General features: G+C 45.3%; 26 protein-coding genes. 11 read left to right on the top strand and 15 right to left on the bottom strand.

Annotation, left to right across the window (positions count from 1 at the left end):
• Positions 1-82: 82 nt before the first annotated feature.
• On the top strand, positions 83-1744 hold the full coding sequence (locus AB1757_15385) for a ribonuclease J (GenBank protein MEW6128421.1): 1662 nt from the start codon (positions 83-85) through the stop codon (positions 1742-1744).
• 41 nt (positions 1745-1785) lie between these two features.
• Here the strand turns inward: AB1757_15385 and AB1757_15380 are convergent, their stop codons facing one another.
• The 3 genes from AB1757_15380 to AB1757_15370 all read right to left on the bottom strand — a co-directional run bounded on the left by AB1757_15380 (position 1786) and on the right by AB1757_15370 (position 4346).
• Complete coding sequence (locus AB1757_15380) at positions 1786-3090, bottom strand: C69 family dipeptidase (GenBank protein MEW6128420.1); 1305 nt, start codon at positions 3088-3090, stop codon at positions 1786-1788.
• Positions 3091-3093: 3 nt separating this feature from the next.
• Positions 3094-3648 carry a DUF4112 domain-containing protein gene (locus tag AB1757_15375; protein ID MEW6128419.1) on the bottom strand — a complete coding sequence of 185 codons (555 nt, stop codon included), beginning with the start codon at positions 3646-3648 and terminating at the stop codon, positions 3094-3096.
• A gap of 80 nt (positions 3649-3728) precedes the next feature.
• Positions 3729-4346, bottom strand: coding sequence for a hypothetical protein (locus AB1757_15370; protein MEW6128418.1), 618 nt, complete (start codon positions 4344-4346; stop codon positions 3729-3731).
• A gap of 95 nt (positions 4347-4441) precedes the next feature.
• Between AB1757_15370 and ruvB the strand changes: the two genes are divergently transcribed.
• The 3 genes from ruvB to AB1757_15355 all read left to right on the top strand — a co-directional run bounded on the left by ruvB (position 4442) and on the right by AB1757_15355 (position 7116).
• The gene (gene ruvB / locus AB1757_15365; protein ID MEW6128417.1) at positions 4442-5497 is read left to right on the top strand and encodes a Holliday junction branch migration DNA helicase RuvB; all 1056 of its coding nucleotides are present in this window, start codon (positions 4442-4444) and stop codon (positions 5495-5497) included.
• 202 nt (positions 5498-5699) lie between these two features.
• Positions 5700-6509 (top strand): hypothetical protein, encoded by an 810-nt coding sequence (locus AB1757_15360; GenBank protein ID MEW6128416.1) that lies wholly within the window; start codon positions 5700-5702, stop codon positions 6507-6509.
• A 172-nt stretch (positions 6510-6681) separates the two neighbouring features.
• On the top strand, positions 6682-7116 hold the full coding sequence (locus AB1757_15355) for a DUF1232 domain-containing protein (protein ID MEW6128415.1): 435 nt from the start codon (positions 6682-6684) through the stop codon (positions 7114-7116).
• A 57-nt stretch (positions 7117-7173) separates the two neighbouring features.
• On the opposite strand, the gene xylB is transcribed toward AB1757_15355, so the two are convergent.
• From xylB to AB1757_15330, 5 genes are all read right to left on the bottom strand, one after another.
• Positions 7174-8676, bottom strand: coding sequence for a xylulokinase (xylB, locus tag AB1757_15350; GenBank protein ID MEW6128414.1), 1503 nt, complete (start codon positions 8674-8676; stop codon positions 7174-7176).
• Between the two features lie 92 nt (positions 8677-8768).
• Positions 8769-10460 (bottom strand): hypothetical protein, encoded by a 1692-nt coding sequence (locus AB1757_15345; GenBank protein ID MEW6128413.1) that lies wholly within the window; start codon positions 10458-10460, stop codon positions 8769-8771.
• A gap of 141 nt (positions 10461-10601) precedes the next feature.
• Positions 10602-11834, bottom strand: a complete 1233-nt coding sequence (locus tag AB1757_15340; protein ID MEW6128412.1) for a threonine/serine exporter family protein — start codon at positions 11832-11834, stop codon at positions 10602-10604.
• Positions 11815-13227, bottom strand: a complete 1413-nt coding sequence (gene mpl / locus AB1757_15335; protein ID MEW6128411.1) for a UDP-N-acetylmuramate:L-alanyl-gamma-D-glutamyl-meso-diaminopimelate ligase — start codon at positions 13225-13227, stop codon at positions 11815-11817. Before mpl ends, AB1757_15340 begins: the two co-directional genes overlap by 20 nt.
• A 156-nt stretch (positions 13228-13383) precedes the next feature.
• A complete protein-coding gene (locus AB1757_15330) occupies positions 13384-13896 on the bottom strand; it encodes a thioredoxin family protein (protein ID MEW6128410.1) in 513 nt (170 codons plus the stop codon).
• Positions 13897-14101: 205 nt separating this feature from the next.
• Here AB1757_15330 and AB1757_15325 point away from each other — a divergent pair, with 205 nt between their 5' ends.
• From AB1757_15325 to AB1757_15310, 4 genes are all read left to right on the top strand, one after another.
• Complete coding sequence (locus AB1757_15325; protein MEW6128409.1) at positions 14102-16261, top strand: sialidase family protein; 2160 nt, start codon at positions 14102-14104, stop codon at positions 16259-16261.
• An 8-nt stretch (positions 16262-16269) separates the two neighbouring features.
• Positions 16270-17250, top strand: coding sequence for an alcohol dehydrogenase catalytic domain-containing protein (locus AB1757_15320; GenBank protein ID MEW6128408.1), 981 nt, complete (start codon positions 16270-16272; stop codon positions 17248-17250).
• 180 nt (positions 17251-17430) lie between these two features.
• A complete protein-coding gene (locus tag AB1757_15315) occupies positions 17431-17718 on the top strand; it encodes an HU family DNA-binding protein (GenBank protein ID MEW6128407.1) in 288 nt (95 codons plus the stop codon).
• Positions 17719-18079: 361 nt separating this feature from the next.
• Positions 18080-18298, top strand: coding sequence for a hypothetical protein (locus AB1757_15310; GenBank protein ID MEW6128406.1), 219 nt, complete (start codon positions 18080-18082; stop codon positions 18296-18298).
• An 8-nt stretch (positions 18299-18306) separates the two neighbouring features.
• Here AB1757_15310 and AB1757_15305 read toward each other — a convergent pair whose 3' ends face one another.
• Positions 18307-18705, bottom strand: coding sequence for an STAS domain-containing protein (locus tag AB1757_15305; GenBank protein MEW6128405.1), 399 nt, complete (start codon positions 18703-18705; stop codon positions 18307-18309).
• Between the two features lie 228 nt (positions 18706-18933).
• Between AB1757_15305 and AB1757_15300 the strand changes: the two genes are divergently transcribed.
• Positions 18934-19233, top strand: a complete 300-nt coding sequence (locus AB1757_15300; GenBank protein ID MEW6128404.1) for a hypothetical protein — start codon at positions 18934-18936, stop codon at positions 19231-19233.
• A gap of 26 nt (positions 19234-19259) precedes the next feature.
• Here AB1757_15300 and AB1757_15295 read toward each other — a convergent pair whose 3' ends face one another.
• The 6 genes from AB1757_15295 to AB1757_15270 form a co-directional block, all read right to left on the bottom strand.
• Positions 19260-19766 (bottom strand): DUF1572 family protein, encoded by a 507-nt coding sequence (locus AB1757_15295; protein ID MEW6128403.1) that lies wholly within the window; start codon positions 19764-19766, stop codon positions 19260-19262.
• Positions 19767-19828: 62 nt separating this feature from the next.
• Positions 19829-21022 (bottom strand): class I SAM-dependent RNA methyltransferase, encoded by a 1194-nt coding sequence (locus AB1757_15290; protein MEW6128402.1) that lies wholly within the window; start codon positions 21020-21022, stop codon positions 19829-19831.
• A gap of 2 nt (positions 21023-21024) precedes the next feature.
• Positions 21025-21798 (bottom strand): hypothetical protein, encoded by a 774-nt coding sequence (locus tag AB1757_15285; protein ID MEW6128401.1) that lies wholly within the window; start codon positions 21796-21798, stop codon positions 21025-21027.
• 76 nt (positions 21799-21874) lie between these two features.
• On the bottom strand, positions 21875-22018 hold the full coding sequence (locus tag AB1757_15280; GenBank protein ID MEW6128400.1) for a hypothetical protein: 144 nt from the start codon (positions 22016-22018) through the stop codon (positions 21875-21877).
• A gap of 48 nt (positions 22019-22066) precedes the next feature.
• Complete coding sequence (locus AB1757_15275) at positions 22067-22609, bottom strand: hypothetical protein (protein ID MEW6128399.1); 543 nt, start codon at positions 22607-22609, stop codon at positions 22067-22069.
• An 89-nt stretch (positions 22610-22698) separates the two neighbouring features.
• Positions 22699-23859: a pyridoxal phosphate-dependent aminotransferase gene (locus AB1757_15270; GenBank protein ID MEW6128398.1), complete on the bottom strand. Its 1161-nt coding sequence runs from the start codon at positions 23857-23859 to the stop codon at positions 22699-22701.
• A gap of 223 nt (positions 23860-24082) precedes the next feature.
• Between AB1757_15270 and AB1757_15265 the strand changes: the two genes are divergently transcribed.
• Together AB1757_15265 and AB1757_15260 are read left to right on the top strand one after the other, a co-directional pair.
• The gene (locus AB1757_15265; protein MEW6128397.1) at positions 24083-24871 is read left to right on the top strand and encodes an enoyl-CoA hydratase; all 789 of its coding nucleotides are present in this window, start codon (positions 24083-24085) and stop codon (positions 24869-24871) included.
• 172 nt (positions 24872-25043) lie between these two features.
• On the top strand, positions 25044-26393 hold the full coding sequence (locus AB1757_15260; GenBank protein ID MEW6128396.1) for an MFS transporter: 1350 nt from the start codon (positions 25044-25046) through the stop codon (positions 26391-26393).
• Positions 26394-26459: the final 66 nt, after the last annotated feature.

The raw sequence follows: 26459 nt of genomic DNA, 5'->3' as shown, positions 1-26459 counted from the left end.
ATACTTGGACTCTGTATTGAGAACCCGGAGTTATAAAAGAAGATTAGGAAAGCCTTTCCACAATAATTAAAACGAAAATCCTATGAGCGACAGTAAATTAGAAATCATTCCGCTTGGCGGGGTAGGGCATTTTGGAATGAACATGATGGCGGTTCGTTACGACAGCGAAATCATCATCATTGATGCCGGCATGTCGTTTCCAAACGAAGACCTTCCCGGTGTTGACATCATCATTCCCGACTTCACCTTTATTGATAATTATCTCGAAGAAATTTCCGCGATTATCCTGACCCACGGTCACGAAGACCATATCGGCGCGGTTCCGTTTTTACTTAAAGAAATTGATGTGCCGGTTTATGGCACACACTTTACCCTGGCTTTGCTTGAAAACAAACTGGTGGAACACGGGTTGATTAATGACACCACGGTTCATGCAGTCGAACCCCGCGAAAAAATTTCGATTGGCAATTTTGAAATCGAATGGATTCACGTATCCCACAGCCTGACGTCTTGCACAGCGGTTGCCATTACTACACCGGTAGGCGTAATTATTCATTCAGGTGATTTCAAAGTTGATGATACCCCGGTCGTCGGTGAAACCATCGATTTGAAAAGGCTCACCACCTATGGCGATAACGGTGTGCTGGCGCTGTTTGCCGATTCAACCAATGCCGAACGCCCCGGAAGAACGCAATCGGAACGAGCGGTGATTCCGGCTCTGGAAAATATTTTTGCGGAAACCGATAAACGAATCATTGTCAGTTGTTTCACTACATCGGTTCATCGCATTCAAATTATTCTCGATTTAGCGCAGGAATCCGGACGCCAGGTTTGTTTGCTGGGGCGAAGCATGTTGCGGAACGTAGATACTGCCGACAGCTACAGGCAATTGGATGTTCCCGATGGCATTTTCATTTCACCTGCCGAAGCGCGACAAATGGATGACGATCAGGTTGTGTTATTAACCGCCGGTTGTCAGGCTGATCCGATGTCGGCAATGATGCGCATGGCAACCGACCAACATAAAAACATCGCGGTCAAACCGGATGATATGGTGATTTTGTCTTCGCGAATTATTCCCGGAAACGAAGCGGCGATTTCGCGGTTGATTTCACATTGTTATAAACGCGGGGCAAAGGTCATTGATAGTTCGCAAGCCCGCGTACATTGTTCAGGACATGGCAGTCAGGAAGACTTGCAGATTTTGATTGCAGCCGTCCGCCCGAAATTTTTAATTCCGATTCATGGCGAATATCGTCAACTTTATCGCCATAAAGAATGGGCTGAAACACTGGGAATCGTTGAACCGCGCAATATCATTATCATCGAAAACGGAGATGTGTTGGCGCTTGACGAAACCAGCGCCAAGGTTGTCGCGCAAGAACCTGTCGGTCGGACGCTGATTGATGAATCATACGGCGAAGTGGATGATTTGGTGGTACGCGACCGCAGGCATCTTTCTTATGACGGCATTGTCGTGCCGGTTGTCGCGATTAACCCCTCGACCAGCGAAATGGAATCTGAACCCGAAATCGTTACGCGGGGGTTCATTGATGCCGCTGAAGAGGAAAGCTTATTAGAGGAATTGAAAGATTTGATTGTTGAGACCGTAACGGCGGCAAGTCACGAAGAACGCATAGACCCGGCGATTATCAAAGAAAAAACCCGCATTGCCTTGAAACGATTTATCCAAAAGAAGACCGGGCGGCGACCCATGATTCTTCCGGTAGTGGTTGAAGTATAAAAATACTCGCACCTATTGCGTTTGAATTTTGATGGGTGGGGTTAAGTTGCAGGCATCCCGTCCAATTTTTCCTGTTGCGCCCAATATCTTTGAAACATTGAAAGCCGTTGCTTTTTTATTCCTGCCTTTTCAATTTGATTTATCCAATCATTAAGATTATCAAAATGCTGTTGCCAGGTTTTGGCGCATATTTCCGGCGTAAACGCTTGAGCGGGTAATGTCGTGAAACTGGCTTCCAGAGCCAATCTTGCGTCATCGAAGACCGGTTTTAAATTTTCGTAATCTCGTAAAACCAGACGGTGCAACCGTTCGTGTCGCCAGAAGAGGCTATCGGTGTCATAAGAAATTTGCGGCGGTTTACCGGTTTGAATGATTCCTTGTCTGAGTCGCATTGGTTTAAAAACCGATAGACAGGGAGATGATGTTCCGGTGAGCCAATGTAGGTTTTGAGAAGGGTTCAGACAACTGACGATTGAACTCGTGGTTTGTCCGGCGCGGCGAGTCGGTTGTATCGAAGCGTGAGCGCAAGGCATACGCATTCGCCAGCCATTTTGCGGCGCGCGACCATTATGATTGCGAAGGGTTGCGAAAAAATCTTCGCGCCTCAGCAATCCATTAACTGATGACAGGTTGCGAAAAGTACAACTGCTTCGTTCGACCCCGCCGGATAGTTTTCGATATATCGGGTCGCCGAAACATTTGGCAAAATCGAAATCGGCTGTCGATTTACACCAGCCTTTCTGTTTTGCATAAGAAAACGCGCCATCGGCAATTAAATCAAATGCTTTGCCGATAGACAGGCAATTGGAAATCGTGCGAATTCCTTTGACTTTTTCGGCTGCCCAAAATTTCCCGGCGGTTTCCAGCACCCAAGCCTCTTGCGGGTCGGCAATGATGAATGAATTGTGATAGCGAAAATTTTTATTGCGAAAGCCACATGCCCCACCTTGATTGTAACGTTGAATGAAGTCTGTAATCAGTTCCAATGCCTCGCGCGCCGTAACGGTTCGCTCAATTGCCAGCCGCAACAAATCCATTCCGGTTAAACCGATTTTTTCCGTAGGGATTTTCGTCCACACCGCTTCATTGCCGATGGTGACGCCGTATTCATTAGCGCCAAATTCTGCGCCCCACATCCACACCGGACGAGAGATTAAAACTTCGTTGGTTTTTTCAGCCGCGGGAATTTCAATATAAGTGCATTGCAGTTTTCGCGTTGACGCATGATTGGTTTGCGGATGATGTTCAATGGCTTGGGCTTCGCCGGGTTCGCGGTCACTGTTTTTGGCAAACCATACCGAATGATCGTTCGTGTGGTTTTGCAGAGCTACTAAGGTGTCGCACATAGATTAACCGTATAGAGAATTATTGACAGATTGAAATAACCAGAAGATGAACCACAACCAGAAAGCAATCGCGCTTACCAAAAGACCAATGAGCATAAACATCCAGAGCCAATCCGTCCAGTTGGCGCGCGCATCAGGTTTGGCGAAGCGTTCAAGCAGTTTTAAGTTTTTACTATTGGCTTTGAACCCAAAGTCGAAAAGATCGCCAAAAATCGAAATACTGCCAACCAGATAATCCAATGCGACGTTGAACATCATTCGCCCGATGACGATTTTAGGCAACCCGAATTGAATCGAACGAAGCACAATATAAATCGACATCAATGTCGTCACTGTGTCGCCTGCCATTGGGAAGAAAAATCCGATGATTGGGTCTAAGCCGAATCGAATATTGGTTCCCGGTATGCGAAAAAATTGATCGAGGTAAAAAGTGATTTTGTCTAGCCCAATACTTTTTATTCTTTCCTGAATTGAAAGGTTTGAAGAAAGATTAAGTTGTTCATAAGAGTTTTCACGAGTTGCGTATAAATAGTCGTTCCGGTTTTCTCGATTAATCATTACTGCTCCACCTTGAAACTGAAATTACCAAACCGGCTTTTTGATGATTGATGGATTTCATTTGATCGCTTGACCGCAAATTAATTTATAAAGGTGAGAATCGCGAGGGTGACCAGCACCAAAACCCCAACGCCAATGACGCCATATTTGTAGTAGTGTTTGGGAAAGGTTTGCACGCGATCACCGACATATTTAATCGAGCCGCATTCGGCAACGAAACGAACCGAGCGACTGATGGCGAGCAACATAATAAAGAGAATTGGATTTAATCCCGAAAACCCTGCGGCAATACAGGCGATACGCATAAATCCGGTAGTCATCCCGGCTACCAAAATAAAAGTGATACCGAAATGTCCATCAAACTTATCGGTTAGGCTCATCCATTTTTCAGAAGCGCCATACAAATGAATCAGCTTTTCGCCGATGGATTGAAAAAATAGACTGCCAATTAAATAGAGAATGATGGAACCGATGATTGAGCCGACGCTGGCACTCAATGCAAAGCGAAACCATTTGCGGGGAGCCGCGGTCACCAGGGCGACCAGAATGAGCGCAACGGGAATTGGAAACAGGGTGATGCCGGCAAGTTCAAGGAAGAAAACAAACCCCTCGGCACGCGGGTGTGCCGCAATTTGTTGGGCTTTTGGTTTGAGGGTCTCCGCCCACCAGCGTGAACGCCAGTACCTTGTAATTGCCATTCTTTTGAACTCTAACATAATTTTTACTTTCGACAAGATGTGATAAAGTTCAATAGAAAACTCCGAACCCAATAAATGAATCTAGGAGAAAAATAATGACAGAAGAGAACACCTTGAACGAAGGAAGGTTGGTTTCAGGATTTTCGGATGGTGGCGACGAGCAGCAAATTGAATTAAGCCTCAGACCGAAATGGCTGCGAGAATATATCGGTCAGAAAAAAGCCAAAGAAAATTTAGGGATTTTTATTCAAGCCGCGCGCAAACGCGCTCAGGCACTCGACCACGTTTTGCTTTATGGAGCACCGGGAATCGGAAAAACCACGCTTGCCAATATCGTTGCCAATGAGATGGGCAGCGACATTAAAAGCACCTCCGGGCCGGTTATCGAAAAAGCCGGTGATCTGGCGGCGATTTTAACCAATCTAGCGGATAACGATGTCCTGTTTATTGATGAGATTCACCGGCTCAATCCGGCGATTGAAGAGATACTTTATCCGGCGATGGAAGATTACCAACTCGACATCATTATTGGACAAGGTCCGTCTGCCCGCTCAATTAAAATTGATTTGCCTAAATTTACCCTGGTTGGGGCGACCACGCGAGCAGGATTATTGACCGCACCACTGCGCGCCAGGTTCGGGATTCCGCTGCATCTGAATTTTTATTCAGACGAAGATATTGTTGAGATTGTCACCCGTTCGGCTGAGGTGTTGGAGGTTCACATTGAATCGGAAGGTGCCGTTGAGATTGCCAAACGGTCAAGAGGTACACCGCGAATTGCCAATCGATTATTACGCCGAGTCCGTGATATTGCTGAAGTAAAATTTGAGGGAATTATTACGGCGCAGGTTGCGGCGCTTGCATTGGATCAGATGGAAGTCGATATTTATGGACTCGATGAGGTCGATTGTAAATTGCTTAGAACCATCATAGAAAAATTCAATGGCGGGCCTGTGGGGTTAGGAACGTTATCTGCGGCAATCAACGAAGAGAAGGATGCAATTGAGGAAATCTATGAACCGTATTTGATTCAGAAAGGTTTTCTTGATCGAACGCCGCGCGGACGGGTGGCGACAAAGGCGGTTTATGAGCACTTCGGATTTCCGTATAAATCGCAATCGGAATCCCCAAACCAACGAAATCTTTTTTAAATAAAATCCTCTGTCGCATTTTTTTTACGACAGAGGATTTTTCTCTGCAACTTTTTGCATTCTGTCTACACTTACACGGCGTAATTAAGTGATAGAAAACGATAGATTTTAATTGATAAAAAAGGAACTTTGGTTGAAATAGGTCGTTTTTTGAGGTATCAATCTTTAACAGCCGATTTCTGGGTCAATAAAGGAGAACAACATGAAGTATTTATTAAAAAAGAAGACCCCTGTCTTGATGATATTGATGTTAAGCTGTGTGGCATTGCCCATCTCTTTAAGGCTAGCCGGGTATAATCTGGGTGTGGGAACCGTGGTTTCATCCTGGATGCGGATTACCGGAACCATCGGATGTTTTTACAATCCCGCCTTGATGTCAAATTTAAGTCTTATTGGCGAGCAGTTATTCTCCCCGGCAATCGACCGGCAGATGAATGAAAACAACTGTCGTCCGCAAATTGCCTGCAATGCCACCCAGAAAAAAGTTGTGCCCTTTGATGAAATTGCTGACCCAGCGATGCCGAAACCCAGACCAAAGGATAATGAAAAAGAGAAGGGCAATCAGATAGCTGACCCGGTTGAAAAACCCAAACCGCAGGAAAATACTGATGAAGCCGCCGCCGTGCCGACCACTCGCACGGTTAAGGTTCCTGCAAGCCCTTTACCTAGAAGAAGCGTTCATAGAAGAATGGCTGAAACCGTAACGATTGCCAAAGCGCCGCAAGTGCCAACGCCAGTCTTAACTCTGCCCATCGAAGTTAAAGCAACTGAGGTGATGGCAAAACCCGATTACCAGTTTGTTTATGTGATGAGTCCGATTATCAAGCGCGAATTGCAGAAAGCCTTTAAACAACTGGAAAACTGTAATTTTGAAGCAATTAAAAATGCCCGGGTGACAAATGAAATCAAGAAATTAAAAACCGCGAAAGTGGTTTATCGGGTGAATGGACAGAGTGATACCGAAAAGGATGAAATGCAATTTGAAACCGCTTTCCAGTCAGACGAGTTTTAATCAATTCCCATCAACGTTTGAGAACTACAACAATTGAGGTGCGGTTTTTGACCGCACCATTTTTATTTTTACTTACAACTTTTTCCACTTTTACGGTTTCAAATTGACGCAAATGTAACGGCTTCATAGAATGAAGCCGCCAACAATTTTAACCTGGATGAGGGAGATTTAGATGACCGAACGCCGAAAAATGAAAAAACGGATGAAAGAATTGCTACTTTTTATTCCTAATTTATTAAAACTGTTATTGAAGTTATTGAGAGACCCCAGGGTCTCTTCCGCAGATAAAGCCATCGTTGCGGGAACCATTGTTTATGTCATAGCGCCGATTGATGTCATTCCCGATTTTATTCCCTTTATCGGATTGGTCGATGATTCTTATCTGATTGGAATAGCCGTATTACGATTATTGAATCGCGCTGACCGCAATATTATTATGGAACATTGGCGTGGCACACACGATGTCAAAGAACTGGTTTCCAATCTTTCGCGAGTCGCCTCTTTCTTTTTGCCCGAAAGAATAAAAAATGTGTTACATGGACGAATTGAACCACGCGCCAAAGCGAATTTAACCGTCGTCTCCGATGCCAAAGTTGTTAATGAATAGAGGCGGTTTTAAGTTTTTGAGGCGAAGGGTTATTTCAATAACCTTCGCCTTTTTATGTTAGTGGGTAAGCAGAGACAAACCATCGAATGTCGGTTTTAAAATCGGATAGAGATTTTTGTATAACCCATACAGTTCACGGTACACCGTTTCATTTTTACGATTGGGTTCGGTTTTCCCAATGATTTTAATGGTTTCACTACAGGCGATTTGAATATCAGCCCAGAAACCTGAACCGACACCCGCCAGTAACGCCGCGCCATAGGCTGCGCCCTCCGTGGTATTGACCTTGACGAGTTCAACGCCAAATAGGTCCGCAAGTATCTGCTGCCAAAGTTGACTTTTTGCGCCACCGCCCGAAACGCGAACCTGTTCGATGGATTCCAATCCGGCATTTTTAATCAATGAAAAACTATCCAGCAACCCGAAACCTACGCCTTCCATCACGGCTCGCGTTAAGTGAGCGCGGTGATGGCGAATCGTGAGTCCAATCCATGCGCCTCTGGCGAAGGGGTCTGGGTGCGGCGTTCGTTCGCCGGTTAAATAAGGCAGGAAAATTAAGCCGTCACTTCCCGCAGGAATCTCGGATGCTCTTTCAGTCAATTCGGAAAATGAAACTTCAGATGCCAAGGTATCTTTAAACCATTGGAAACTGCCGGCGGCGCTGAGCATCACCCCCATAAAATGCCAGCGGTTGGGCAAGGCATGGCAAAACGCATGGAGGCGACCCTCGGGTTCAATAAATGGCGCATCGGTCGAAGCAAACACCACTCCAGAGGTTCCCAATGTCAAGGCAACGATGCCACTTTGTACGGCTCCCACGCCAACAGCCTGGGCGGCTTGATCGCCGCCTCCGGCTACAACCGGAGTCCCGGCATTCAATCCGGTTGCGATTGCGCCATCGACTGAAACCTCGCCGGTGATTTCGTGACCTTCAAAGGTTGGAGGCAACCATTCACTTGGAATATTCAAGGTTTTTAAAACCGCTTCTGACCAGTTGCGATTTTTTAAATCAAACAGGATGGTGCCTGAACCGTCGGCTTTATCCATCGCGAATTTCCCGGTCAATCGGTAACGAACATAATCTTTGGGTAACAGGATTTGTTTCACTCGCCGATAAATTTCCGGTTCATGGTTTTGCACCCATAAAATTTTGGGAGCGGTAAAACCGGTCAACGCCTCGTTGCCGGTGGTTTGGATTAAAGTTTCCCGTCCGAGTCTTTGGCGAATTTCCTCACATTCATCGCTGCATCGTTGATCGTTCCATAAAATAGCCGGTCTTAACACTTCACCTTTTTCATCCAGCAACACCAATCCATGCATCTGCCCGGTTAAACCGATTGAAACAATCTGTTCTCCTAAAATATTTTTCTGTGCCAGGCAGGTCTTTATGCTTTCGGAAATGGCGTTCCACCAATCTTCGGGATTTTGTTCCGACCACAGCGGTCGAAGATTGGCTAGGGTTAATGAAGTGGTTGATTCGCTGATGACGTTTCCGGTTTCATCAATGATTAAGGCTTTGGCACCGGTTGTCGAAATATCTAAACCTAAAAAGAGCTTCATGAGTTTTCCTTATCATTTGTCGGAAGGGAATTTGTAAAAAAAAAGAGAGCTGATTTCAAGCTCCCTTTTTATTGGTAAGTTTTTTTGTGTATTTATCTTCGGCGACTGTAGAGGCTGAAAGCTCTTGACCCATAAATTTCCTGGTCGTAGTTTTCGGCTTCCAGAACGTTATCCCGCACTCTGAAAACGACGGTGGTTTCTCGAACATCAACGCGGTTGCCAATATTAGTGTTTGAAGCAGCGGTGCTGGTTAATCGCACCACAATGGAATTATTAATGAATGACCATCTGCCATATTGGCTAACCGGTTGCCGGGTTCTTTCGATGGATTTTAATAAGTTACCCAACTCGCGAGTCGCCCGGAATCCGAATTGCGGTTGTCCGCCGCCGAGCCATTCGGTTGTAAACGTAGCCGAACCGTTTGGCGAAAGTTCCAGCACCCGTTCGATGTCACCGGTGGTTTCGGGTACACGTAAATTGGTGGAATATCTCCCGACAAGATATTGCGGAGTCGCGCCCTGTCCGTATGGGTCGGGCGTTACGGCGTAAGCGACGCGGGTTAAAAAGAATTCGCGGGTTCCATATTGATTTTCATCAAATCGAATCGCCTGAAACCCGTCGCTACGAATCGTAAAGACAATCGAACCGGAATCCCTGGAGTTGTTCAAACGATCAAAATTAATCGTCAATTCATTACCCGAACGTCGCCAGGTTCCTGAATGAACCACTTCATTAGCGCCTTCTTCGAGTTCAACGATGATGCGACCCAATTCATCGACATCGCGATTGCTAAAGCGCGGACGCCCTGCGCCTCTCCATCTCGTCGTCAAGGTTGCTTGTCCGGCAGCCTGTAAATCCAGGGTTCGTTCGATGGTTGCCCTGCCATCATAACTTTGAATCGTTACTGAATATTTTCCAATGAGAAGGTCTCCGGCAGGCGGATAGTTATCAGGCTGCGTTCCGTCATCTTCATCGGTGGTTTCCGAGCGTTTAAAATTAAACCCCTCGGTTCCGTAGGTCTGTTTGTCCCAGTAAATCGTCGTTAAATCCTGACCGGCAAGTTCAAATTGCATGCGGGTCGCTTCGCGTCCGCCATCAAGCGTAGTTAAATTGATTTCGAGCCGCCTGCCAACGATGCTCCACGTGCCGGTATGCAGAATGGTTTTTCGGTTGCGTATCTCTTGTAATAAATCACCAAAACGACGTATAGAGTTGCGATTTACCTGCGGCTCGCTCCCTTTATAACGGGATACCAGTTCCACCGATTTATCCTCTTTGATTCGTAAAATCCGAACCATCGTATAATCCTCGCGACCTTCTCTCACCTGAACGACACTCCGATAAATACCGATGAAATTGGCACCCTGACTGCCACCGGTTCCGCTTCTCGATTCAAAGGTCAGGGAATAGGTTGGACGAATCCCCGACCCGGTAAAATCGAATCGCTCCAATTCACCATTCGCTCGAAATCGCAAAGTGCCTCTGGCGGGTTCGGCGCGACCAAATGCCTCTTCGATATTCAAGTCGATAGTTGAGGTTCGATTTCGGCTCCAGCGACCATAAAAAGTATAGGTTTTTTCACCGAATATCTGGATTTCGGCTTCACCGTTTCTCAATAAATTCAGGCGCGCGCGATTGAAAAATTCATCGCGTTGCCCGGAAATTTTCAGCGTGCCTCTTCCATAACTTGTGCTGTTCCATTCCTGTCCTCGCAGTTGCGCCTGAGTTTGCATAAAAAAACAAAGTAAAAGGATTGTTACAAAAACGAACCTGGTCTGAATCATGATGATTTCCTCCTAGTAGCTAATGGCAGATGGTGAGGGGATGACATCAACGTTTAATTTTTAACGACCCGAAAAATTCTACGCTCAATTAATCACAAAGACGACGGCAATTTGAAAATTGGAATCACGCTGTCTCTGCGATCAAATATTTTTCCTTGCCGGAACAATGGCATTGGCTAACAGCAAGCCGATGACGATTGACATGGCTACCATCACCATTGAGAATGCCGCTGCCACGCCACTTAAAATATTTTTTTCGAGAAAGTTTGAAACACTGACAAAACCGATACTCCCGGGCACTAATAACAGCAGCGCGGGAGAAAGCACGATTGCCGCTGGGAAATTTTTAAATCGGGCAATCAGATTGCTGACAGCACAAGCAAAAAATGCCCCGATAAAACCGCTGTATTCCCAGGCGAAATACGATGCGCCCAATCGCGCTCCGCCGAAACTGATGATACATCCAATCATAATCCAGCCGAAATCTTTTGGGCGCGCCTGAAACCGCACCGAAAGCGCAAAAGGAGCAATCAATAAAGCAAGCCATTCCGTCCAATTTGGAAGCCCGGCAGGATCAATTTCGGGAAGCGGCATGGCGAATAATTTATTGACCTGTGTGCCCACTGCAAAACCGAAAGCGACCTCTAAAAATAGCAATCCTGCCCAGGCGACGCGCACCGTTCCGGCTACCAGATTTCGGGTTGCGAGTTCCTTCATCGCCAGCGTCATGGTCATTCCCGGAACCGCAGCGATCAATCCTGAAAGCGTCACTTCATAAACCGAAATCACCATTATTTTCTGGGCGATGATAATTGCCAGCGCCGATGAAATTGCTGCGGCAATCGGCTCAAACAGAAATGAAGTCTGGTGACGTTTGCCTACAAAAAAGCCGGTAAGCCCAATCAAGGTTCCGATAAATCCCGAAATTAAAATTTCACGCCAGCCGCCATCCAAAAAACGGCAAACCATCGCCGAAGCAATACTGTAGGATAAAATCGTTAAAACCGTGCCGTACCGTGAAGGCGCATTGACAATTTCATCAATCCGTTTAACTCCTTCGGTGATATGAATCCGGTCATTGATGACCTGTTGACTGAGTTCATCGAGTAAAGCGAGTTTTTCAAGATGGACTTCACCCGGGTCAACCCGAATGATGTGGGTTTGCTGGTGTTCAGTTACGCCGATGGAAATAAACAGCCCGGTTGGCGAGGCAAAAATATCGCCTTCAAGATTCAGCCGCGCCATCAATTTTCTCAGAGCGGATTCGAGGCGTTCAGATGAGGTTCCATAATTATGTAAAGCCGAACCGAGTTTGATGACAAACTCCGCAGCCTGCTCTTGAAAGCGCGTGTTTTCATTTTGGGTTATTTGCATTGAGTGCATTCAACAATTTCTCGTGGATGCCACCAAACGAGCCATTGGACATGACGACCACAACGTCACCGTCAAGAAGTTGTGAAACCAATTTCGCAACAATGTCATCCACCGATTCGATGAAATCGGCTTGTTTATTTTGCGCCCGCAATTCGTTAATCATCTCAGCGGGTGAAATGGCAGTATTTTTATCATAACGTTCGGGGTGAAAAAGTCCCGATATAACAATCTTATCGGCTGTTGATAAACCGGCGGTAAAATCATTTTGAAATTCTTTGCGTTGGGCGGTGTAAGAGCGCGGTTCAAAAACCGCAATGATGCGATGGCCGGCGTATTTCTGCCTGGCGGCTTGAAGGGTTTCGCGAACCGCCGTCGGGTGGTGCGCGAAATCGTCAATTACGGTTACGCCTCTGGCGATTCCACGTACCTGCATTCGCCGTTTGACGCTTTTAAATTCCGCCATTGATTCCTTAATTAATTTTCTATCAAATCCCAGCACCTCACACATGGCAATGACTGCCAGGCAATTTCTGATATTAAATAGACCGACAAGCGGCGTGGCGTATTGCTCGAAAAGCGACCCCTTATAACTGACCTTAAATCGGGTCATCTCGCCTGTGAAATCAAAGTCCTGAGCGCGCCATTCGCTGTCCTCGCAGGTGCCATAGGTGTGAAGTGAACAATGGACGAATTTTTTTAATTCGCGAACCACGGGCGAATCCCATCCGGCGAAAAGATTGCCATTTTGCGGAATTAAATTTACCAATCGACTGAATGCAAATTTGATGGCTTCAAGGTCTCTGTAAATATCCGCATGGTCGTATTCAACATTGTTGAGGATGACCGTATCGGGCAGGTAATGCATGAATTTCGGACCTTTATCGAAATAAGCAGTGTCGTATTCATCACCTTCGATAACAAAATATTTCCCTTCGGTTACGCGAAACGATGCATTGAAGTTTTCGGCAACCCCACCAATCAAAAACGATGGGTTGACCCCGGCTTTTTCCAATGCCCAGGCAGCGATAGAAGTTGTGGTGGTTTTGCCGTGGGTTCCGGCAACCACAATTGAATGCTTTCCCCGAATGAAATTTTCTTTTACGACCGATGCCATCGAGGTGTAATACATTTTTTCATTCAACACATATTCCAACTCAGGGTTGCCGCGACTGATGGCGTTTCCGACCACCACGACATCGGGTTTAGCGAAAACATTTTCCGGTCGATAGCCTTTATTGATTGAAATGCCCAGGCGTTCGAGTTCGATTGACATTGGCGGATAAACATTTTCGTCAGAGCCGGTCACCCGGTGCCCCTGTCCTTTCAACATTCCGGCAAGTGAAGCCATTGCAGTTCCACATATGCCAATTAAATGATAGTGCTTCTTATCCAAATAAAATCTCCTCAGTTATGAATAAATCATTAAAAAATCAACGTGGTGATGCCGTTGCGTCTGACTGAATAGTCGAATTTTATAAAAATTTTGAGTCTTGCAGTATAGCTTTGCGGGATTTGCTTTGGAAAGTCTTGAACAGGTTAAGATAGGTTTCTAACCTCGTTCAATAAATGAAGCAAAGGCTTGCACCGATGGCGGGTATCCCGGAACTGAGCGCAAATAACGCCCATTCCCATCAATGATTACCGTAGTGGGATAGCCTTCGACATTATTTTTTCGTGCAAAAGTTGAACCCTGACCCGAATCCTCCGCATTCAATTTTAGAAAAACATAACGACTGCTGAGAGAAATAATCTGTGGATGGGTGTAAATGTCTTTATCCATGCGCTTGCACCAACCGCACCAGTCCGTATAGACATCGACAACCACCTGGGTGTTATTGGCTTTTGCCAGGGCGAGAGCTTTATCGAGGTTAGTCTGCCACGGGATAGCTGTGTTACCCGTTGCAATTTTAGGGTTGGTCGGTGAATTTACGGTATTTAAAGAATCGTCATTGGAAATTTTAATTGCGCGATGTTTCGCTTTATCCTGCTCTTGAAGGAGAAAAACCATCCCGACGGCAACCACCGTGAAGGCGCAAAGTGTAATGAGAATTCTTCCAATCATATGCCTCCTTCAAAACCCAAACGGTTTTCATTCAATCCATTATTCTTTGAAAAAATAAAGGCTTCAATAGTTTTTTAAGTTAATAGCGGATTTATGATAAGGATAGATTAAAGGCGTCTTGCGCAGTATGATTGGGTATGAAAAAATTCAAGGTCAACAAATTCTCCTTATACCACAAGGTTATTTTTAAGCGGAGTTGTTCAGGTTGAATAAAAAAATTGCCATTATCTTCGTTAGTGTATTTATTGCATTAAATTTTATCCCAGTAACCGGTTTTAAAAGCTCGCTGGCGCAAACCAGTCCGGTTATTTCCAATAATATACTCGTCAGTCCATCAGCAAATGCCGACCCGCATGATGAAACCAGCATCGTGGTCAGCCCGTTGAATGAACAAATTCTGGTTGGCGCATCGAAAGTTATCGTGGGCGGGTCGAGCGGTTCCGGCTCAACTCAGGTTAAATATTACTTTTCAAGCGATGGCGGACAAACCTGGGGCAGTAATTTATTAAATCTGGAAACCCCGCAGAAAACCTGGGAAAAAGCTTCTGACCCGGTTTTGGCGGTTGATACGAATGGGACATTTCATTTGTGCGTCTTGTTGTTTGACATCACAAGTTTTGATAGCGGCATTTATATTTACACTTCAACGGATAACGGACGGAATTTCACCAACCCCATCCCGGTTACTTTTGATGTTGGAAGCGGCACTACCCCAAAACAGGCAGATAAATGCTGGATAACGATTGATACTTCGGCAACCAGCAATTTTAAAAACACGATTTATGTGGCTTGGACGTTGACCGACCGCGATGCCCAGGGTTTTCCGAGAGCCTCTATAAAATCGGCTTACCGTCGCCCAGATGCACTGACCTTTTCAACCGAAAAAACCATTAGCCATTTTGGCGATATGCGCGGCGTCTCTTTGGCAACCGGACCCAACGGCGAGTTTTATGCCGTTTGGGAAGGTATCGGCAGCCCCAAGGTCTTACTGTTCAATGCTTCAACCGATGGCGGAGAAACCTTTTTACCACCGGTTGCGGCACCCTCAACCGACCTGAACATCCATAATTTTACCGGTTCGTTGGATAGCCCAAATCCTGCGATAAATGTTATCGGGGTTTCGCGAATCAACAGCTTTCCGTCAATCGATGTTGATCGAAGCAATGGCGCAAATCGGGGAATGATTTATATCTCTTGGGCTGAGACCACGAATCGCAGTGATGCGGATATTTTTTTGATTCGCCTGACGCCCCCCAATGGTTTTCGCCCGGACATCAGTTTACCCGTTAAAATTAACGACGATGCGACAAATGCCGACCAATTTTTTCCAAGTTTAAAAGTAGATCAATCGAACGGGGATATTTACGTCGCCTTTTATGATCGACGCGATGCCCAACCTTCAATGAATGCTTATCTGGCGCGTTCGACCAATGGCGGCGCTACATTTGAACCCAATATTCGCATCAGCTCGGAAAACTCAAATCCTCGTGTCCAAGCTACTGTCTTAGGCGGATTTGGCAATGAGATTGGCATAGGTGATTATCTGGCAATTTCCGCTCAGAATAAAAAGGCACATCTGTTGTGGACTGACACCCGCAATCAAAAACAGGAAATTTTCTACAGTAATGTGAACTATGCGTCACCCGGCGGAGGCGGCGGTGGTGGAGGAGAAGGTTTGCCGGGAGATATTTGTGCTGTACCAAGAGTCATAAATATTCTTCCCTTTAAAGAAAATCTGGATATTCGCCCGGCAACTTCTGCTATTGATGACCCGGTATCGTGTTCAGGTAGCGCTAATAATCAAACGGTCTGGTATAGCTTGACGCCAGCGGTTAATACGACTTACGGCATTGATACGATTGGCAGCGATTTTGATACGGTTGTAAGCGTTTATACAGGAAATTGTGGAGCATTAAATCAAATTGCTTGCAGCGATGATTTTGGCAACTTGATCACCGAATCGAATCGTTCCGTTCTGGTGTTTTCGGCAAATGCCGGAACCACCTATTTAATTGAAGTGGCAGCAAAGGGCACCGGCGGAAATTTACAAATTCGCCTGGGCTTTCCGACAATCATCAGTGCTCAATATACCGTAGCTCCCAATGGTGCCGAATCGGTCAAAGTAACCGGCGCTGGGTTTATCGAAAACAATTCTTTAATGATTGTGACCAAAAACGGTGAAGATATTCCCATGACCACTCATATCGTAGATGGCGCGCGACAGGGCGATAACACCTTCGCGCAAATTTTCGGTACACGTAAAAAGATTCATAAAGTAATCAAGCCAAATAAAACCGTCGTCTTGCGCATTGAAAGTCCGGTTGGCGGCAATCGTGTCACCCAATCGATTAAATTCGTTCGTTAAAAACACCAATGAAAGCTTTAAATTTTGACGGGAAATTACGGCTTATCAAAGATGCGCCGATCAGCAGATACCCTGATGAAGCGTTGGTGAAGGTGATCTGTGCGGGGATTTGTAATACCGATTTGGAAATTGTGAAAGGATACGCGGGGTTTCAAGGCATCTTGGGACATGAATTCGTCGGCTGCGTGGTTGAATCGCCGGAAACGGAGTTCGTAGGTAAACGAGTCGTTGGAGAAATCAATGCCGGTTGCGGCAAATGTGAACTTTGCCTGGCACATGACAGCAGGCATTGTGCTGACCGAACGGTTTTAGGGATTAAAAATAGAAACGGAGCATTTGCCGAATACCTTTCGCTGCCGGTTCAAAACCTCTTGATGGTTCCCGAATCAATTAGCAACGAAGAAGCGGTCTTCGTTGAACCTTTTGCCGCGGCTTGCCAGATTACTGAACAGGTTGAAATCAATCCCGAAACCAAGGTAGCTATCATCGGCGATGGGAAACTCGCCCAGTTAATTGCGCGCGCCCTTTTTTTTACGGGTTGTGAGTTGACCGTAATTGGAAAGCACCTGAATAAACTATCGCTTCTTAAAAACTACGCGACACAATATTTCATTTACGAGGAAAGCAAAGATAACGTTGGCGAATTATTGAAAGTCAACTTAGGAGAATCCTTTGACGTGGTCGTGGAAGCCACCGGTTCAGCAACAGGTTTGCCTTTTGCCATACAAATCGTGAAGCCTAAAGGAACGATTGTTTTAAAATCAACGCATCATCAAAAGACCACCATTGATATGTCTGCTGTCGTGGTGAATGAAATCAAAATAATCGGCTCGCGATGCGGGCGGTTTCAGAAAGCCATTGAAGTGATGACGGATTTTAGGGTTGATTTCAAGTCGTTAATTTCAAAAAAATTTCCTATGGATGCAGGAATTGAGGCATTTCAGGCGGCGTCTCAAGCCGATGTGATGAAGGTGATTATCGAGATGTAGTTAAGCAAACAAACGTATAGCTTACACGATGAACCTTGAATCCGGCTCTGTGAGCCAGTTTCAGGGTTTTTTATTTTTACTTCCGGTTGACTTTCAAATTATAGTTGTTATAAACTCGCCGCCCAATGCGCAATATATCGTGTTAAGAATTCATCCAACATACAACATTTAGGAGAATGTATGAATCAAGGGGATTTAATTGAAAAGGTAGCGATGGCGGCTTCGATAACCAAAGCTGAAGCGGAAAGAGCCATTAACGCATTCAAAGGCGCTATAACCGATAGCTTGCGAAAAGGTCAAAAAATAACCTTAGTTGGATTTGGCACCTTTGCCGTCTCGCAACGAAAAGCCCGCAGGGCACATAATCCATTTACCAATAAACTCATCAAGGTTCCGGCAAGTAAAACCGTGAGGTTTTCGGTCGGTAAAAAATTGAAGGAGGCGATAAACAAACGCCGTAGTCGTTAATCTGGGGCACTGTTTAGACCTTCTTTACATTGTCGTTTAGCCTGCCCGCATAAAATTGGTATCGTGTATCTGAACCATCTATGTCTGCCTATCTAATAGACTCCAGTGCACTAAAACGTGTAGTCAAATAACCATTAGGTTGCAAAAAAAGTGTTCTCGGATATACGAATTTAACCTAAGTACAGTTATTCGATGATTTAATAAAGTTGAAGGGGTATGGAATGCGGTTTGCCAAAAAGGGAGAGGCTGCTTTTGAATGCTACCCGAATTCGGTATTCAATTAAGGAATGAGTTTACAACCGGGAAGGGAATGATATGCTTATAAGGTTTCACCGGACTGGTTGAGTTGGCAGAGGTAGTTATGAAAAAATTATTCATCACATTTTTAATCGCCATCTTTATTTCAACCACTGGCATGATTACTCCGGAAATCAAGGCAGCCCAGGGTGGGGTTGGCATTTTCACTGAACAGAAAAAAGATGATAAGAAGAAAGACCCGCCGGGACCGCCGCCCGTCAAACCGAAAGGGCCAAAAAGTGAACCGGAACCCAGACCCAAAGATAAAAAGCCGGGAAATTAATCCCCGGCTTATTTTTTTGATTTGGTCTTAGCTTTGGATTCTTCATCATTTGCAGCATTGAAACTCTCAAGGGCTTCATTATCGTCCGAAAATATTTCAAACACCCCATCTAATTTGGAAATCGCAAGAATATTTCTTACGGATTGTGAAGGGGATAGTAGTTTAACATGGCCTTTTTGCTTTAATACTGCCCGATAACATTTGATTAAACTGCCGATACCTGTACTGCTGATATAAGTTACTGCTCTGAGATCGACTAGAAAATTATTTTCACCTTCTTCAATATATTTTTGAATGTGATCACTCAATAAATCATGTCCATCACCCGGGTCCAGCCTTCCGGTAATTTTCACAATCCGTACGTCACCTTCTACTCGGCTTATTATCTTTGTCGGTTTTCTCATCATAGCTTGTTTCTCTTTTATAAAGTGAAATAGGAGATTAGGGTTATCCCCATCTTTCACCCGTTTCTTTTGCCTGTCATTTTCAGATTATTTTAGATTTCGCCCATATGAATGGATTGAAAACAAAAATGGTAAATCATATTACCTCACTGATCGAAAGCGAACAAGCAGGTCGTGAGTTTAATCATAAACTAAATTGCGAGAGACCCAATGTTCGGGTAAAAATAAGCTATGTCTGAAACCAATTCCCAGTTTGAACAAATCATATCCCAAGGGCTTTTGCTCGGAATAGACGGAAAAGAAATTAAGAAAAACCTGTGGGAAGAGGGGGTTTATCTCGTTTCCGATAAATTTGTCTATCATTTTTCGGCATCTCAAAGTCGAAAAGGAGTAAAAATCATTGTTAAAGGCAAACGCACTATTGGTGAATATCTGCGCTGGGTTGACGGACTATTTCGTCCGGGTGAAATTCCTTCCGAAGCCAACGCCATTCATTATCGCGCCGCCAAAAAACTTCGTGAATTGTTATAGCCCGGCAATGAGAAAAGTTTTCAGAGCTAATTCCGAAATGACTTAATCCAGATTTCTTCCACAGCTCCCTCCTTCAACATTTTTGCGATAAAGACAATTTGTCCGGTATGAACCGCCAGATGGATTGTCGCATTCAAAAATGCGTGGAAAAGCGTTGGGTTGTAATGTGGTTCGGAAGATTCTTCTAAAAATCTGGAAGCCGCAAATGAGTCGATGGTCTGCGAAACCTCCGTAATCATTTGATTGAAGATATTCAATAGCTCAGCTTTCGGGAGATTGCTTCGCTCTGCAAATTCAGCCGAACGGTTGCGCGAGTATTCGATCCCGCCGATTTGATGGGCGAGATAGTGTTTTAAAGACCCTGAAACATGAAGGATGAGATTGCCAATCGAGTTACTTGATTCATTTGGTCGCCACCAGATTTGGTCTTCACTTAACTCATCCAGACATGCCCGAATTTGATTCGGCAAAATTTTCGTCAACCTTTCTTTCAAGGTTTGTAATACCACTTCATTGAATCCGTCATTTTCCATCTTCTTCCTCCTGATGTTTGCTCATGCTGAAAACAATTTTCTTCCTCAGTATTGCAGTTTGATTAAGCCACCCTTTCTAAAAAAGCGATGGTTTCGATATGAAAGGTTTGTGGAAATAAATCCAAGGCAACAATCTGTTCCAATTGATAATGGTTTGATAAAAGTGATTTTAAATCGCGAGCTAAAGTCGTCGGGTCACAGGAAACATAAGTGATTTTAGGAGCATTCAATCGAATAAGTTGATCGAGGCAATCAATCGCACCTGCGCGTGGCGGGTCTAATACGACTAAATCAGGTGTGGGTAGATTCCCTTTATCGAAAAACCCATCTAACCAATCATTCGCTTTCTGATTGTAAAAATTCACGTTTGTCCGGTGGTTGAGCAAAGCGTTTTGCGCTGCATAATCATACGCATCAAGGTTAGATTCAACGCCAACAACGGTTTTGAATTTTTGGGCAAGCGGCAACGAAAACAACCCAACCCCGGAATATAGGTCCAGGGCAAAATCCCCGGATTCCGATTGGGTTACTGCGTTGACAAATTCTTCGAGGAGCAGGAAATTGCCTTGAAAAAAGACCGAAGGTGAAAACCGGTATTTGGTTTCGCCGATTTCAATTTCGAGGTCGTCGGTGTGAAAATCAAAAAATTGCGGTTCGGTTCGCGCCTTTAATCCATCGGTTGCCAAATCCACCTCGGACGTGAGGATTTCAGATTGACCCTTTAACGCACTGCGAGTGCGAGCCAACAGATCATTGAGTTGAGGCAATAAAACCGGGCAACTCTCTATATCACAAAGTTGATGGGAATTTGCCTGATGAAATCCAATTACCAGATGATCATTGTCATCATAATCGACCTTGATTTGTGCTCTTAAACGATAACCATATTCTTTGGCAGAGCGAATTGGAATTTCCTTTTGCCAGTTTATCCCGCCAATCCGTTTAAGCGCATCGCGAATAAACCCGACTTTCTCATTCAACTGGGTTTGGTAATCTACGTGTTGAAACTGACAACCTCCACATCGACCGAAATACTGACAAAAGGGTTCTATTCTGGCAGGCGAAGGCGAAAGCACCTTTTTGATTCTGGCTCGCGCATAATTTTTTTTCTTTTCGGTGATTTGAATCAGCAATCGTTCCTGCGGAGCCGCGAATGGAATAAAAATCGCCAACCCCTGGTAACGGGCAATTGCCTCACCGCCATAAGTGAGGCGTTCTGTGGTGACTTCCAATATATCGCCCGGCGAAATTTGCATACTTAAATATAAAACAGGCTCAATCGAGGAATCAGGTTCATTTCGCGCATTCGTCTGGCGATAAAATTATCTACAGTTCGTTGAAATATTTTTTTATCCATTTTCTTTTTATAGATGGCGAGTTGATTTTCCGCATCCTGTCTGAGGCGTTGCGATTCTTCAACAGATAAATCGTCGGAGATAGACTTTAAAAGCAATCGGTCGATGGCGTCTAAATCATGTTCAATAGCTTCTTCATTGAATGAATGGGCATTATCCAATTCATGGATTAATTCATTCAATCGCGAACGAGAACGACGAATCGCTTCAATGGTGTTTTTTCGCTGAGATTCTTGTGCTTGTTTTTCTGCTATTGCCAATTCGCGTTGCGAACGCAAGAGAAATTCGACGATGGTGGATTTGGAAAATGCCGATGGATTCTGGGAATCCGCTTGCTTTAATTTAATCTCAGGCGGTTGAACCGCGCCTACTTGAGTGAGTCGATAGTCGGCAAATAGCGATTCGACCATTTGTTCGCAATAGAAGATTGAATTCACCTTTCGATATTTTCGCCCCTTGGCTTCATAAGCATCGAATGATTCATTAATGGCGCGAATGACGATATGCAGAGGAATCTGCGCATTCTTCCAACTTTCGATCAGCGCCCAGTCCAGCGGAGAAATAAACATCGGTTTCCCGCGCCGACGGACGAACTCTTCTTCAATCTCGGTGAAATAATTAAAGTAGTTGAAGGAATCCGGTTTGACAGGTTGGTTATCGGCGGTTGCTTCTTCCACAATTAGAAAAACAGGGCGCGAGTAATTTCATTATCGCTTCAATGAAACTACTCGCGAATAGAAAATCAAAAGAGGTTTAGAGGTTGGCAACAAATCCGACAACATAAATAAATATCGCGGTCGCTACCATCACAATCAAGAGATACTTCATCATCTCGACGGCTTCTTTTACGGCTGCCGAATTCAATGTCCAGATTGAACTGTAATCGTTTTCTGCCATTTCACTCTCCTAAAGGTTGAAATTAACAACAAAAACCATTGCCAAAAACTATGCCAGCGGGGTCAACCGACCAATGATGTTGCCCTGGGTTAATTGCAATTGCTTGCGAACCAATTCGGCTTTAGAGGTGTTTAGTTGCAAATTCATCGCAATATCCTGCACCGCTTCCGCCAACTCTTTTTCAAGGACGAATGCCAGATGTTCACGTTCAGCAGCCGAAACCGCATCAAGGTTGACCAATGAGCCGGTGCCATAATCCGCTACTTTTTCTTCGGTTGCGGCGCTGATTAAATAGGCAAAATTTGGAATAGGGAATAAAAGTGCTTTACGAAATCCGACGCGCATTAAATGTTTGATTTCATCTTCTCTCATGTCCGAGAGATTTTTTAAGGCGTCTTCGTCTGCCATTGTCCAGTTTTTGTCCGCCAGGTCTTCATAAAATTTACGAACGGTTTCCAGTTTGTCATCGCTATTTGAAGCCGGACGCGCTTCAAATTGTCCTAATCGTTCACTGATTCGTTGGGACGCGATTTCCAATTCTTCACGACAAATTTCGTTGATTTCCTGTCTTTCACTCGGTCTTATTCTCATACTGTTACCTCACAAAAAACGGGGGATGCCGGAAAAACTTTGAGAAAAAACAATACACGTAAGGGATTCGGTTGAACAAGTCGAACAACTTAACCGAGAACTTTTTTAATTTTTGCCGAGGCTTCTTCCAACATGGCATCTTCCCTGGCAAAACACCAGCGCATATAAACATCTTCTTCCAGGTTATCCATAAAGGCGCTTCCGGGAACTGCGGCAACTCCCGCTTCCTTTATCAAAAATTCATTTAATTCTACCGAGTTATTAAACCGCGGAGGGATTTTTGCCCAGAGATAAAATGCTGAACGCGAGTTATAAACTTGAAAACCGACGCTTTCCAAAGCGTCGCATAAAATTTTCCGCTTGCGACCAAAATCTAATCGCAACTTGCCATAAAACGATGGGTCTGCCATCAACACTCTCGATAAGGCGTGTTGTAAGGGCGTGGGTGTGCAAACGTAGTAGAGGTTTCCTAACAGCCCGATTTTGCCAATCAAATGTCCGGGCCCGTACATATAGCCGATGCGCCAACCGGAAATCGCCCAGGATTTCGAGAATGAATTGACGGTAATTGTCCGTTCAAACCCGCCCGGCAGCGAGGCGATGGAAATATGGTCTTCCGACGTTAAGGTGAAGTGTTCGTAAACTTCATCAGCAATGATGAACAGATTAAACTCTTCGGCAATTTTTAATATTCCGGTCAATTCATCGCGAGTCAGTACCCGTCCAGTGGGATTTGCAGGCGAGCAAACGATGATAGCTTTAATCGGATATTCGCTGCGGTTGACGCCTTCCGCGCACACCTTGCGAAGTTCATCCAAATCGAGAACCAGATTATCCCCCTTGAGTTTGATGACATCGGTTTTGGCATCGCAGGTCGCCAGAGTTTTTTTGTGATAAGGGTAATAAGGTTCAAAGACCACCGCCGAGGCTTGTCGAAGGTAGGTATGGGAAACGGTGACTATGCCGCCGGTTCCACCGGGAGTTATCATCAATTCCAACGGTTGAGCTTCGGGGTTTACGGTAATGCCGTTAAAAAGTTTTATTTTTTCGGCAACGGCTTGTCGTAACTCTGCGACTCCCTCAAAGAAACTATAATGATTCAGCCCTTCGGCAACGACTTGAGTTAACGCCTCGCGCAAATCGGGGTGGATGGGGATTTCATTTTGCCCTTGTACAAGATTGCCGCTCGGTTTGATTAAACGGGCAATGGCGCGAATATCGGGCTGTGTCGGCTTTGGTTGTGGTTGCAAGCGAATGACCTCCTTAAAGTGCTTTGACTTAAAAGTGATAAAAAGTTTATGTGAGTTAGCCGAGCATGGTACGAAGCCCTGATGACGAGTGTCAAGCAATGTGCCGCTTAATAAATTTCAAAACTTTGAAAATCCGGGAATCGAATTTTATCCGCATTGCAAAACCGCGCGCTTTCATAGAGAATAACGCGCATTCAAATAATAATCAGGATTGAAAATAATTATGACAACAGAATCGAAGCTATTGGTTTCTCTTGAAAACGGCATTAAACGCATCACCTTTAATCGCCCGGAACGCCGCAATGCTGCCGATAATGAAACGCTTGCGCTTTTGCGTCAAGCAATCCAGGAATCGGCTGAAGATGAATCGAAAGTCATCATCCTGACCGGCTCCGGCGACAGCTTTTGCGCCGGAGCGGATTTACAATCATCCGAAAATTTCAATTTAAGGGAAATCGATGTCACCAAACTTTTAAGAGAAAATACCAACCCGACGGTAGTCGCCATGCGCGAATTGAATAAACCGATTATTGCCAGAGTGCATGGCGCGGCTGCCGGTGTCGGCTGCAATTATGCGCTTGCCTGCGACCTCATCATCGCCTCTGATGAAGCCAGATTCGGACAGGTGTTTGTGAAAATCGGACTTGCGCCAGACGGTGGCGGAAGTTTTTTCTTACCGCGAACCGTTGGGTACGCCAAAGCTTTCGAGTTAATTGCAACCGGTGAGTTGCTGTCAGCTGAGGACGCGCTCAACCTGGGTTTGATCAACCGTGTCGTCCCACTGTCTGAATTGGATCGTACCGTCAATGAACTGGCGACTCGTTTGGCGGCGGCTCCGTCGGTTGCACTGGCAAAAATCAAACAGGAATTGAATTATGCGATGAATCACACGCTTGCCGAGGCGTTGGATAACGAAGCAGTGAATCAAGCCGATTGTTTTCGCTCTCAGGATTTTAAAGAAGGCGTTCAGGCATTTCTTGAAAAACGCAAAGCCAATTTCATCGGAAGGTAACTTTCGATTTTTGGTAATCATCCTTTCATCCGTCACAAGTAAAAGAAACATTTAGTAAGCTCTCAACAAAAAAAATCGAGCATAGCTGAAATTGTCCGATTGGTTTTATATGCGTTGACCACGATTGGTTATGGGGTGGGATTGCCGAAATCATTATTCAAAGAGGAATTTCATGAGCAATAAAAGTAAAGCGGGATGGGTTTTAGGCTTGGTGTTTGCCATCAACACCATGAATTTTTTTGACCGGCAAATTCTCGGCGCGGTCGGTGAAATGATCAGAAAAGAATGGGGATTGAATGACACAGTGCTTGGCACGCTGGGCACCTCATTCACGCTTATTTATGCATTTGTCGGATTGCCGCTTGGCAGATTGGCTGACAAATATGCGAGAACCAGAATCCTCTCTTTTGGGGTTTTCATCTGGAGTTTGTTGACCGTTACTTCCGGGATGGCAAAGAATTTTTCGCAAATGTTTATGATGCGTTTGGGAGTTGGCATCGGTGAAGCGACCTGTGCGCCTGCCGCTACCTCGTTACTGGGCGATTTATTTCCCGCCACCAAACGCGCCAAAGCGCTTTCGGTTTTTATGTTGGGGTTGCCGATTGGTATCGCCCTGAGCTATGCCGTCAGCGGCTTGATTGCGCAATCCTACGGATGGCGAGCCGCTTTTTATATTGCCGGAATTCCGGGGATTATTTGTGCGGTTGCGGCTTATTTTATGCGTGAACCGCAACGAGGGGCGACGGAAATCCATCGCGTCGGACAAAAAAAGCGAGAAGGGTCTCCGTTTTTATTGGTGCTTTCGATTCCGACCATGTGGTGGTTGATTCTGTCGGGCGCTTTGCACAACTTTAATATGTACGCCATCGGCTCTTTTTTGACACCGTTTTTGATGCGCTATCACTCAATGAATATCAAAAATGCCGGATTGATTGCAATGGTGGTCAATGGCATTGCGGGAATTCCCGGTTTATTGGTTGGCGGGGTCTTGGGCGATGCGGCGGTGCGTAAACAAAAAAACGGACGAATGGTGGTCGCTGCGGTGGCGTTAGTGATAACCATTCCATTTATGTATTTCAGTATCGCGCGACCTGCTGGCGAGTGGGTTGGGTTTATGATTTTGGCTTCTATAGGCATCGCAACCATGTATGTCTATTACTCGACGGTTTATTCGGCGATTCAAGATGTCATCGAACCATCGCTTCGCGGAACCGCAATGGCGATTTACTTTTTCGCCATGTATGTTCTCGGCGCTTCATTTGGTCCCGTGGGAACCGGATTTCTGAGCGATTATTTCACCAGGCAGGCAGCCGCAGCGGCTGGCATAACCGAGTTTACCCAACAGGCGCTTGAGCCATTCAGAGGCGCGGGGCTGCATATGGCTATGTATGTGGTGCCGATTCTGGGAGTGCTCCTGGCTATCGTTTTATTTCTTGCCTCACGGACGATTGGCAAGGATATGGAAAAATTGGAAAAGTGGATGGCTGAGTCGAGCAAACAAGAAGAGGTCGCCGCCGATTAGTGGCGCTTCAATGTCCGTTCAGGGAGTAGCAAATTTTACTTCTCCCTGAACGAATTTTGCGGCAGA

This window comes from Acidobacteriota bacterium, from assembly GCA_040754075.1.
Lineage (GTDB): Bacteria > Acidobacteriota > Blastocatellia > UBA7656 > UBA7656 > JBFMDH01.
The sequence above is the reverse complement of the archived record's forward strand: the minus strand, read 5'-3'. Positions and strand labels throughout refer to the sequence as shown.